At 44.3% G+C, this 12,210-nt stretch carries 10 protein-coding genes; 7 read left to right on the top strand and 3 right to left on the bottom strand.

The genetic code is table 11. The features are described from left to right. Positions 1-676 precede the first annotated feature (676 nt). Together IPL35_00300 and IPL35_00295 are read left to right on the top strand one after the other, a co-directional pair. Positions 677-2,194, top strand: a complete 1,518-nt coding sequence (locus tag IPL35_00300; protein ID MBK8441929.1) for a fused MFS/spermidine synthase — start codon at positions 677-679, stop codon at positions 2,192-2,194. 294 nt (positions 2,195-2,488) lie between these two features. Beyond that, positions 2,489-3,502 carry a fused MFS/spermidine synthase gene (locus IPL35_00295; GenBank protein MBK8441928.1) on the top strand — a complete coding sequence of 338 codons (1,014 nt, stop codon included), beginning with the start codon at positions 2,489-2,491 and terminating at the stop codon, positions 3,500-3,502. Between the two features lie 14 nt (positions 3,503-3,516). On the opposite strand, the gene IPL35_00290 is transcribed toward IPL35_00295, so the two are convergent. The 3 genes from IPL35_00290 to IPL35_00280 all read right to left on the bottom strand — a co-directional run bounded on the left by IPL35_00290 (position 3,517) and on the right by IPL35_00280 (position 4,568). Then, entirely contained in the window at positions 3,517-3,819 is a 303-nt protein-coding gene (locus tag IPL35_00290) for a transposase (protein ID MBK8441927.1), read from the bottom strand. Positions 3,820-4,022: 203 nt separating this feature from the next. Continuing rightward, complete coding sequence (locus IPL35_00285) at positions 4,023-4,256, bottom strand: hypothetical protein (GenBank protein MBK8441926.1); 234 nt, start codon at positions 4,254-4,256, stop codon at positions 4,023-4,025. A gap of 69 nt (positions 4,257-4,325) precedes the next feature. Next, positions 4,326-4,568, bottom strand: coding sequence for a hypothetical protein (locus IPL35_00280; GenBank protein MBK8441925.1), 243 nt, complete (start codon positions 4,566-4,568; stop codon positions 4,326-4,328). A 119-nt stretch (positions 4,569-4,687) separates the two neighbouring features. On the opposite strand from IPL35_00280, the gene IPL35_00275 reads away from it, so the two are divergent. The 5 genes from IPL35_00275 to IPL35_00255 all read left to right on the top strand — a co-directional run. Continuing rightward, positions 4,688-5,173, top strand: coding sequence for a hypothetical protein (locus tag IPL35_00275; GenBank protein MBK8441924.1), 486 nt, complete (start codon positions 4,688-4,690; stop codon positions 5,171-5,173). A gap of 42 nt (positions 5,174-5,215) precedes the next feature. Beyond that, positions 5,216-5,599: a hypothetical protein gene (locus IPL35_00270; GenBank protein ID MBK8441923.1), complete on the top strand. Its 384-nt coding sequence runs from the start codon at positions 5,216-5,218 to the stop codon at positions 5,597-5,599. Positions 5,600-5,606: 7 nt separating this feature from the next. Next, positions 5,607-6,293, top strand: a complete 687-nt coding sequence (locus tag IPL35_00265) for a hypothetical protein (protein ID MBK8441922.1) — start codon at positions 5,607-5,609, stop codon at positions 6,291-6,293. Next, positions 6,245-8,413: a hypothetical protein gene (locus tag IPL35_00260; GenBank protein MBK8441921.1), complete on the top strand. Its 2,169-nt coding sequence runs from the start codon at positions 6,245-6,247 to the stop codon at positions 8,411-8,413. Before IPL35_00265 ends, IPL35_00260 begins: the two co-directional genes overlap by 49 nt. 958 nt (positions 8,414-9,371) lie before the next feature. After that, positions 9,372-12,210 (top strand): gliding motility-associated C-terminal domain-containing protein (locus tag IPL35_00255; GenBank protein ID MBK8441920.1); only part of this gene is annotated, 2,839 nt, incomplete at its 3' end.

The raw sequence follows: 12,210 nt of genomic DNA, 5'->3' as shown, positions 1-12,210 counted from the left end.
CAATACCATTCAAATATTTATTTGGCATAGTTATTTTACAGATTCAATTCCATTCAGAGTGGCTGATATTCGCAATATAGAAGATTTTACACACTGTGTCATTTAGATATTTATTTGGTATTATACCAAACTTAGATAAAATATGCATACACTTTGAGCATGCAAATCCACATAAGACCTGCATAATAAACATACATTAAATAAATGTTTTTAGTATTGTTTAATGCATAAAAATACGAAATTTTATTTTATTAGGTGTTAAAATCTGGATATTAAAAGAATAAAAAAATTAGGATGAAAATAGATTTTGAGAAATTTTTTTTTAAATGTCCTATTGTTTAATAAAAAGTTTTTACTTAATATTGTAAGTTATAAACCTTTTCAAATTGGTTTTGAACTTGGATAAAAGTTTAATTTATTGATATTTGCATATATTACGTATATAATTTTTTTATATTAAAAAAAGATAAAAAAATATATTTTAAAACCTAAATCAGGCTTTTTGGTATTTGTAATTTTTTAGTACTTAAAAATTTATACGATATTTATTTTAAAATATGGTATGAAAGAAACAAATTATTAACATCAAAAATAAGGATTTTAATACATAATTTGTAGTATGATTGTATATTTTTATCAGCAACGATGAAGAAAAACCTGTATATAATTTCTTTTTTTGGAAGGTGCTGCGGTGATGGCTACCGAGTTGATAGGTGCTAAATTATTGGCTCCTTATTTTGGCACATCTATTTATGTGTGGGCGGCAGTACTGGGTGTTACGCTTGGAGGTTTGATGTGTGGTTATTTTGCAGGTGGCTTTTTATCAAAAAATAATCCGAACAATATCAAATCCTTACTTCTCGTATTATTATTAGGTGGCTTTTTTCTGTTGTTGATGCCTTTTAGTTCGGCGTGGATTATGGCACATTGTCTACATTTGAGTTTACAGATGGGCAGTATATTATCGCTGTTATTTTTTCTTTTTCCGCCTTTGATTTGTTTCGGTTCTACCTCCCCGCTTATTATTAACCTTATTTCAGCTCTGAATAATGGCAATAATGCGGGCGAAAGTGCTGGTACCATCTACGCTGTTTCTACATTGGGCGGTATTATCGGTACGTTTCTGTTGGGCTTTTATTTGATACCCGAATGGGGGCTGAAAATTCCGGCTTTTATGTTTTCGGGAGCACTGATGGCGGCGGCTTTGCCTCTGCTGCCGCAAATAAAGCAACGCTTGGCGGGTGCAGTTGTAGTGATAGGTGTTTTAGTAGGATTCGGATATGCAGCCACTCACACCAAATCTTCCCAAAAATTTAAAGTGATTTATGAGTCGGAAGGAATATTAGGGCAACTGAAAGTGATAGACCACAGCTCGGAGTGGTACACGCAAGACGGCAGAATGGGGCGTGGTTTACTGGTAAATAATACACTTCAAACCTTTATGGACTTATCCAATCCCGATAATTCAAGCATTTGGGCGTGGTCGTCTATTATTCCTACTGCGCTGAGTGTGTATCCGCCCCAATCCAAAGTGCTGTTATTAGGGCTGGGTGGCGGTACGATTGCCAAGCAACTCAAACGCCTTCAATTTGATTTTGAAGTGGTGGAAATAGATGCCCGTATTAACGATGTGGCAAAAAATTATTTCTTTTTGGACAAAGATGTAAAGGTAACTATCGACGATGCACGCCATTTTTTAAAAATATGCAATAAAAAATATGATATTGTCATTTTTGATACTTTTTTGAGCGAGTCGGCACCAGAGCATCTGCTTACGCAGGAAGCCTTCGGCGATGTAAAAAATGTGCTCAACGAAGATGGTATGTTTATAGCAAATTTTTACGGCTACTTGCGCGGCAATACAGGAAAAGCAGCACGTTCCGTATTTCGTACTATTGAAACGGCAGGTTTTATTCCCAAATTGCTTGCCACGCCCGGAGCAGAAGAGAATCGCAATTTACTGTTTATGGGACTGACGAAAGAAAAAGACTTCACACAGCTTAACTATCAAGAACCGGGGGCAGAATCTATCAGAGATTTAACGCCTTTTTTTGTTAATACTGACCATATTCGTCAAGAAGATGCCATTATACTCACCGATGCCTCGCCAAAATTATCCTTGCTTTATGCCAAAGCAGCTATGGCATGGAAACAAGCTTATAATGGCTATTATACCGCAGGTTTTATACAGTAAAATAATAAGAAATATTGTAAAATTTTTATCATCAATAATAAATAAATAAACTAATTATTTTTAAACATATAAAGATATAGTAAAAATTAATTATCATCTGATAAATGTAAACGCTAAAAACTATTGCAAAACCAAGTTGTATAGAAAGTATTTGATAAAAAATTTAGAGAAAAAGTAACTTTTAGGTAATAAAACGCTGAATTCAATAGACTTTCTAAAAACAGAATATACTTGGTATAAAATAATAGATTCTGAATAAGTATTTAATTTATAAACGCTAAAAAATCGGATTATTTGAATAAAACTATCTACATATTAGCCTTTGTGGAGGGAATGTTGGTGATGGCGGTGGAACTAATTACAGTGCGTTTATTATCTCCGTATTACGGAAATTCTTTGCACGTCATTACTACGGTTTTGGGTATTACCATGCTCTCACTGTTATCAGGCTATTATTTGGGCGCGCGTTTGGTGGCAGCCGATAAACATCGGACTTTGCCCCTTGTTTTTATTGTCATCGCTGCTGCCCTGCTATGTGCGGTTCCCACTTACAGCCCCTATATAGCGCAATGGAGCGTAAAATTGGGTCTGCTGAATGGTACTTTAGTGTCGGTTCTGTCGGTGTTGGGTTTGCCTTTATTACTGCTCGGAGCCGTTTCACCGCAATTTATCCAGCAAATTTCCGAAAGCCAAGAACGAGCCGGCACCGCTTCCGGTAATATTTACGCCATATCCACACTGGGGGGTGTAATGGGTACATTTGTACTCGGTCTTTATTGTATTCCGCAAATAGGTTTAAAAAAATCGGCACTGATTTTCGGATTGGGTAGCATCATTTTTTCCTTAGCTTTGGTAGTGTTGTCCAAAATGAAGTTCAACGCCAAAAACCCTTTGCTATTGGCAGTTCCACTTTTTGTGCTGATGAGTTTTCTTATTCCCGATAAAATGAGCACCCCGCGTAAAAATTTCAACCTGTTGTATTCCTCCGATGGTTTGTTGGGAAAGTTGGAAGTATTAGATAATGAAAACTCGGATATGCGTATTTTGGCAAACAACGTAATGAGCCAAAGCATGGTAAATAAAAATACGGGCGTATCGGCTATGAGCTACACACACGTTATTGCTACTGTGGCAAGTTTTATACCCCCCGAACGGCGCAATAAAGCAGCAGTAGTGGGAATGGCGGCAGGCAGTTTAGTACGCGAATTACAGCAATTGGGCTTCAAAGCCATTACCGCCGTGGATATAGATAAAAGAACCGAAAAAGTTGCCGACACCTATTTTAACATAAAAAAAAGGTACTTATAATACCAAATAAACATCTAAAAGGCACAGTTTGTAAAAAGTTTCAAACCTGTAATGGATTGAATGATAACGTTACTCATATCGTTGATAATATCAGTGACTTTGGCGGAGAGTTCTTCCAGATCTTTGCAAATAATGTTAGCAGTTTTGCCCTTGATGAATCGCCATATCATCTCTGCGGGGTTTAATTCGGGAGAGTAAGGAGGAATAAACAACAGATGAATATTTTTAGGAATTACCAATTGTCGGCTGTGGTGAAAAGCACCATTGTCAAGTAGAATTATCTTGAATTCTTCAGGCTTTTGTACGGGAGAGTTTATCTATAAATATTTGAAAGCAGACCGTATTACAGTAAGGCATTTCTAAGGTAAGATTGTCTCCGTTGATGGGGAATAGGCACCAAAGAGATAGAAGTTTTGGAAGCGATGTTGGTAAGCTACGATGGGTTTTACGCCCTTTGCGGAAAGGCATCGTCTTATATTGGGCAATAACCCGACCCTGCTTTCGTCAGCAACATAAATATTTATACACTGGCAGCCTGAAAGACGAAACTCCTTATTTTTAATGCCTTCTGTGCGTGTTTGATAAGTTTTTTTAAAAGAATCAACCGCCGCTTCGTCCTTTTGATATGGCTTTTTCTACCCACCTTGAGTTTTGTGCCAAAGTTTCGCTTCAGATACATCCTTACCGTATTGTATTGTTTTTCAATACCCAACTCCGACTTCAGCCACTGCTGTGCTTCTTTGTAGCTGCGCAACCCATTCTTGGGATCTTTAGCTTTTGCGATATCCGCTCCTTGTCTGCTGTCTCGAGTTGGCTACGGAAATCACCACCCCTCTATTGTCCCTGAGCAATCCATCAAGTCCTTGCGATTGGTAGTAGATTTCCACCTGTTTATCGAACGCACAGAAGCCCCTGACTTGATGGCAAGAAGATGATTGTGGTGGATACCGCTTTGGATATTCATCAACATCTTTATTTTAGAAACGCCCTTCCTTTTGGCTTTTTTATGTAGCTGTTTTAGGTAATCTGCTGACTCTTTTATGATAAGTTCTATGGGTAATGACATAATTACCATACCATAATAACTATGCCAAATAGTTGTTTTAATGGTATAATTTTGTAGAAGACGATGGGCGGCACTTTTTTCAAACCAACGAAGAAAAATTTGATATTATTATTATAGATGTGTCTGCTGCCGAACAGCAACCCCATCATATTTATACACAAGAAGCACTGGCACTCTACAAATCAAAAATGACAGAAAACAGCCTGCTTATATTTAATGTAATTGATTTTGTAGATACGTCCAAAAGCAAAATATTGGAGCGTATCGGTGACGGCTTGGTGGTTAATGGCTTTCAAACACATTTAGTACACGATTTTTATGATGCCAACCTCTTAAAAGAAAAAAAACGCATCGAAGCCTTTGCCCACGAGTGGATTATTGTGGCACTCAACGGAGTACCGAATGAGTTTTCGGTTTCTATTGACGAGATGAACCCTTGCTGTAAAAGTAGCGTATTCAACCAAGCAATGAAACAAAATTTCATGGCTTTTTCTTATCAAAAACCTGCCGTTTCCACAGCTCCTTTTATAGACGATTGTCCTACGATGGAACAATTAAGTTATGAAAGAATACACCTACTGCGAACCCAGTTTTTAACGCAATAAACAATCTAAGTTTTAATTTTTTAACTAAAAATACCCTGACCTATGACCCAACGATTACAATTTTTATTAATGCTCGTATCATTCTGCTTTCTATTGTTTTTCCCTGATGATACTCGAGCACAACAAACTTATGAATTTGAAATTTTGCGAATGCCGCAAGAAAATTATTTACAGTCTTGCCTGTCTGTTGATATGTATCGCGAAAATTTTCTACTTCCGATAGAGGGTAGCGAAGGCAGGATAAAGAAACCTGATTATAAAGATTCAATGCCTCACCGATTAGTAGCCGTCAAAGGAGCTAAATGGATAAATGAGGAGTGTATTTTATTTCCGGTAGCAGATTTAAGTGATACCGAAATAAAAGAAATGCTTTTTCAAATCATGAATCTGAAAGAAAAAGATATTATTATTTTAAATAAAAAATGAGCGGGCCATGAAAAAGAAATTTATACTTAATAGATTGGTCATTGCCTCCTTTTTCTTATTTGTCGCTTTAATCAACTGGCAAATAGGTTGGGCAATGGGAGGTCCGGGCGGCAGCGGTTGTCCTGGTACCGGTTCTTGTGGGCAAACCAATACACTGGGACAAATTATTTCTGTAACCAACGGTACCGCTGTTACCAGCACGTCAGGTGGTAGTATTGCCGGCGCACCGGGTAGTGGTGCTAATCCGCCTTTGGTAATAAATGCTACTTCTTGTGGTCCGGTTAGCTTAACAGTTCGTTATTCATTTACATGGAATCAGGGAAGTACCTATAACTGGATACACGGCGTTTCTTTCTCCAATACTGCCAGTAATGCAGGTACAGGAAGTTGGATAGCAGCATCTCCCACAGTACCTGCAGGCTGGGTGTATATGCCCAGTGGTGTAACGGGTATATGCAGCGGCAACCAATATGGTCCGGGCTACTATTATGATGCTAGTTCGGCTTCCAGTGCACCTTCACAATTTCAATTAGATTTTGCAGGACCCGGCATGTGTACTGCCATTTATTCAAATACTGATTGTGACGCTGTTTGTAATTCAGATGAAACACAAGTAGGGACGAATGGCTATCCGACGGGTGGCGATTGCGGAATTGGTATGTCAGGTCCTTTTTTGGTACTTATGTCAATCTAAATCCTGTTGGCGGCTATGCTACCACCTCCAATGATGGCAATCCCGGAAATAACTGGGGGGTAGATTGTTGTTCCGGTTCTGCTGCCTGCCCCACTTTTGATTTTACGCTCACTTATTGCCCGGGTAATAGTGCCGGTACTTTTAATGGCACCATTGTATTCCAAACCAGTGCCGATGGCGAATCGGGCGGTTGGTGTCAAGGCGGTAATTGTGATGTAGCCAATACTTTAAATGTACAAATTAATGGTGTATGTGCGGTGGAATCAGGCACTGCTACTACCATACCGGCGGTGTGTAATTCTACAGGTACCCCTATAGTCGATTTATTTACTTTACTGAATGGTGAGTCTCCAATCGGTACTTGGACAGCCTCTGGTTCTAATCCTTCAGGGGGTACATTTAATGCTTCCGCAGGCACTTTTAATCCGGTGGGTGCTACAGCAGGTAATTATACCTTTACCTACCAAGCTGGCGTAGCTGGTTGTATGGACAGCCCCGTTAATGTGACGCTTACCATACAAAACTGTGTAGTATGTGTTCCTCCTACCAGCCTTACTACACCAAATGCCTGTGTAGGAGGAGGTACTGTAACATTTACACAAACGGGCGGCACTGCAGGCGGTACTTGGACAATATCAGGAGGAGGTACAGTTGTAGCATCAACCGGAATCTTTACTCCTTCTACCCCTGGCTGTTACACAGCAACATATACAGTGGGGGTGACTTGCACTTTATCCCGAAGTTTTCTTGTATATCCGGCAGAGCCAACGATATCTCCCCCTGCGAATACTTGTAATGCGGCTTTCACGCTGCCGTCAGTAACAGTAGTTAGCGGATTTACGACACAATTCAGCATAGATGGTGGAGCGTGGGCAAGTTCTCCAAGTATTCCAACCACTCCGGGTTGTCATACCATTCAAGCACGCTATGTCAATACTGCTGCTTGTGGGAGTACTGCCGCCAATACAGTAAGTGCCAGTGCCGCCTGTGATGTGAGTAATACGGTTAGTGTATTGATATATCCGGCAGAGCCAATGATATCTCCCCCTGCGAATACTTGTAATGCGGCTTTCACGCTGCCGTCAGTAACAGTAGTTAGCGGATTTACGACACAATTCAGCATAGATGGTGGAGCGTGGGCAAGTTCTCCAAGTATTCCAACCACTCCGGGTTGTCATACCATTCAAGCACGCTATGTCAATACTGCTGCTTGTGGAAGCACTGCCGCCAATACAGTAAGTGCCAGTGCCGCCTGTGATGTGAGTAATACGGTTAGTGTATTGATATATCCGGCAGAGCCAACGATATCTCCCCCTGCGAATATTTGTAATGCGGCTTTCACGCTGCCGTCAGTAACAGTAGTTAGCGGATTTACGACACAATTCAGCATAGATGGTGGAGCGTGGGCAAGTTCTCCAAGTATTCCAACTACTCCGGGTTGTCATACCATTCAAGCACGCTATGTCAATACTGCTGCTTGTGGAAGCACTGCCGCCAATACAGCAAGTGCCAGTGCCGCCTGTGATGTGAGTAATACGGTTAACATTGTTATATTTCCTCCTGCACCAAGCACTCCTGTTGTTGCGAATCAATGTGGTGGTACACTAACTATCCCTATACCTACAACTTATGCAGGTTTTACACCTCAATATAGCTTTGATAATGGGAGTACTTGGGGAACTACCAACACCACAAGTGTAACTGGATGCTATAATTTAATGATACGTTATGTGCTTACCGCCGCTTGCGGTAGTACACCTGCTAATACATCTATAGCTTGTGCTTCAAGTGCGGCTGATCCTGCTTGTATTAACGTCCCTGTCACGCCTACATTCAGTCCGATCGCAGCGATCTGTTCGGGTGGCAGCATCACCTTGCCGACGAGTTCTACCAATAGTATTAATGGTAGTTGGAGTCCTGCGGTGAACAATACAGCTACAACGACTTATACATTCACCCCAAGTGCGGGACAATGTGCGACTACGGCGACTTTGACGGTGACGGTGAATGCCCCTGTCACTCCTACATTCAGTCCGATCGCAGCGATTTGTTCGGGCGGCAGCATTACTTTACCTGCTACCTCAACGAACAGTATAGGGGTAGCTGGAGTCCTGCGGTGAACAATACAGCGACAACGACTTATACATTCACCCCGAGTGCGGGACAATGTGCGACTACAGCGACGATGACGGTGACGGTGAATGCCCCTGTGACTCCTACATTCAGCCCGATCGCAGCGATTTGTTCGGGTGGTAGCATTACTTTACCTGCTACCTCAACGAACAGCATAGGAGGTAGTTGGAGTCCTGCGGTGAACAATACAGCGACAACGACTTATACATTCACCCCAAGTGCGGGACAATGTGCGACTACGGCGACCTTGACGGTGACAGTGAATGCCCCTGTGACTCCTACATTCAGTCCGATCGCAGCGATTTGTTCGGGTGGCAGCATTACTTTACCTGCTACCTCAACAAACAGCATAGGTGGCAGTTGGAGTCCTGCGGTGAACAATACAGCTACAACGACTTATACATTCACTCCTGCTGCGGGACAATGTGCGACCACAGCGACAATGACGGTGACAGTGAATGCCCCTGTCACTCCTACATTCACACCGATCGCAGCGATTTGTTCGGGTGGGAGCATCACCTTACCTGCTACCTCAACAAACAGCATAGGAGGTAGTTGGAGTCCTGCGGTGAATAACACGGCTACGACGACTTACACCTTTACCCCGAGTGCGGGACAATGTGCGACCACAGCGACGATGACGGTGACAGTGAATGCCCCTGTGACTCCTACATTCAGTCCGATCGCAGCGATTTGTTCGGGTGGCAGCATTACCTTACCTGCTACCTCAACAAACAGCATAGGAGGTAGTTGGAGTCCTGCGGTGAACAATACAGCTACAACGACTTATACATTCACCCCAAGTGCAGGACAATGTGCGACTACAGCAACGATGACGGTGACAGTGAATGCCCCTGTGACTCCTACATTCAGTCCGATCGCAGCGATTTGTTCGGGCGGCAGTATTACCTTACCTGCTACCTCAACAAACAGCATAGGTGGCAGTTGGAGTCCTGCGGTGAATACTACGGCTACGACGACTTATACCTTTACGCCGAGTGCGGGACAATGTGCGACTACAGCGACCTTGACGGTGACGGTGAATGCCCCTGTTACACCTACATTCAGTCCGATCGCAGCGATTTGTTCGGGGGTAGCATTACTTTACCTGCTACCTCAACAAACAGTATAGGAGGTAGTTGGAGTCCTGTGGTGAACACTACGGCAACGACGACTTATACCTTTACGCCGAGTGCGGGACAATGCGCGAGTACAGCGACCTTGACGGTGACGGTGAATGCCCCTGTTACACCTACATTCAGTCCGATTGCGGCGATTTGTTCGGGTGGGAGCATTACTTTACCTGCTACCTCAACAAACAGCATAGGAGGTAGTTGGAGTCCTGCGGTGAATAACACAGCAACGACAACCTATACGTTCACTCCTGCTGCGGGACAATGCGCGAGTACAGCGACGATGACGGTGACGGTGAATGCCCCTGTGACTCCTACATTCAGCCCGATCGCAGCGATTTGTTCGGGTGGCAGCATTACCTTACCTGCTACCTCAACGAATAGTATAGGTGGCAGTTGGAGTCCTGCGGTGAACAATACAGCAACGACAACCTATACGTTCACTCCTGCTGCGGGACAATGCGCGACTACAGCGACGATGACGGTGACGGTGAATGCCCCTGTTACGCCTACATTCAGCCCGATAGCAGCGATTTGTTCGGGTGGCAGCATTACCTTACCTGCTACCTCAACGAATAGTATAGGTGGCAGTTGGAGTCCTGCGGTAAATAACACAGCAACGACAACCTATACGTTCACTCCTGCTGCGGGACAATGCGCGACTACAGCGACGATGACGGTGACGGTGAATGCCCCTGTGACTCCTACATTCAGCCCGATCGCAGCGATTTGTTCGGGTGGCAGCATTACCTTACCTGCTACCTCAACAAACAGTATAGGTGGCAGTTGGAGTCCTGCGGTAAATAACACAGCAACGACAACCTATACGTTCACTCCTGCTGCGGGACAATGCGCGACTACAGCGACGATGACGGTGACGGTGAATGCCCCTGTCACGCCTACATTCAGCCCGATCGCAGCGATTTGTTCGGGTGGTAGCATTACTTTACCTGCTACCTCAACAAATAGCATAGGTGGCAGTTGGAGTCCTGCGGTAAATAACACAGCAACGACAACCTATACGTTCACTCCTGCTGCGGGACAATGTGCGACTACAGCGACGATGACGGTGACGGTGAATGCCCCTGTGACTCCTACATTCAGTCCGATCGCGGCGATCTGTTCGGGGGGCAGCATTACTTTACCTGCTACCTCAACAAACAGCATAGGAGGTAGTTGGAGTCCTGCGGTGAACAATACAGCAACGACAACCTATACGTTCACTCCTGCTGCGGGACAATGCGCGACTACAGCGACGATGACGGTGACGGTGAATGCCCCTGTTACGCCTACATTCAGTCCGATCGCAGCGATTTGTTCGGGCGGCAGCATTCCCTTACCTGCTACCTCAACGAACAGCATAGGAGGTAGTTGGAGTCCTGCGGTGAACAATACAGCAACGACAACCTATACGTTCACTCCTGCTGCGGGACAATGCGCGACTACAGCGACGATGACGGTGACGGTGAATGCCCCTGTTACGCCTACATTCAGTCCGATCGCAGCGATTTGTTCGGGCGGCAGCATTCCCTTACCTGCTACCTCAACAAACAGCATAGGTGGTAGTTGGAGTCCTGCGGTGAACAATACCGCTACGACGACTTACACCTTTACACCGGATGCAGGACAATGTGCGACTACGGCGACCTTGACGGTGACGGTGAATGCCCCTGTTACGCCAACGTTCACACCGATCGCGGCGATTTGTTCAGGCGGCAGTATTACCTTGCCGACGAGTTCTACTAATAGTATTAATGGCAGTTGGAGTCCTGCGGTGAACAATACAGCCACGACAACCTATACATTCACCCCTGCTGTGGGACAATGTGCGACTACGGCGACCTTGACGGTGACGGTGAATGCCCCTGTGACTCCTACATTCAGCCCGATAGCAGCGATTTGTTCGGGCGGCAGCATTACCTTACCTGCTACCTCAACAAACAGCATAGGTGGTAGTTGGAGTCCTGCGGTGAACAATACCGCTACGACGACTTACACCTTTACACCGGATGCAGGACAATGTGCGACTACGGCGACCTTGACGGTGACAGTGAACAATACAGCAACGCCTACGTTCAGTCCGATTGCGGCAATTTGTTCGGGCGGCAGCATTACCTTACCTGCTACCTCAACAAACAGCATAGGAGGTAGTTGGAGTCCTGCGGTAAATAACACAGCAACGACAACCTATACGTTCACTCCTGCTGCGGGACAATGCGCGACTACAGCGACAATGACGGTGACAGTGAATGCCCCTGTCACTCCTACATTCACACCGATCGCAGCGATTTGTTCGGGCGGCAGCATTACCTTACCTGCTACCTCAACAAACAGCATAGGAGGTAGTTGGAGTCCTGCGGTGAATAACACGGCTACGACGACTTACACCTTTACCCCGAGTGCGGGACAATGTGCGACTACGGCGACGATGACGGTGACGGTGAATGCCCCTGTGACTCCTACATTCAGCCCGATAGCAGCGATTTGTTCGGGCGGCAGCATTACCTTACCTGCTACCTCAACAAACAGCATAGGAGGTAGTTGGAGTCCTGCGGTGAACAATACAGCAACGACAACCTATACGTTCACTCCTGCTGCGGGACAATGCGCGACTACAGCGACAATGACGGTGACAGTGAATGCCCCTGTCA

It is taken from the genome of Sphingobacteriales bacterium (assembly GCA_016711285.1).
In the GTDB taxonomy this organism is placed as follows: Bacteria; Bacteroidota; Bacteroidia; order Chitinophagales; family UBA2359; genus JADJTG01.
The sequence above is the reverse complement of the archived record's forward strand: the minus strand, read 5'-3'. Positions and strand labels throughout refer to the sequence as shown.

Coding starts and splice junctions, on each gene's coding strand:
- IPL35_00280 (MBK8441925.1), bottom strand. CDS start 4,568: ATGTCATTACCCATAGAACTTATCATAAAAGAGTCAGCAGATTACCTA.
- IPL35_00270 (MBK8441923.1), top strand. CDS start 5,216: ATGACCCAACGATTACAATTTTTATTAATGCTCGTATCATTCTGCTTT.
- IPL35_00265 (MBK8441922.1), top strand. CDS start 5,607: ATGAAAAAGAAATTTATACTTAATAGATTGGTCATTGCCTCCTTTTTC.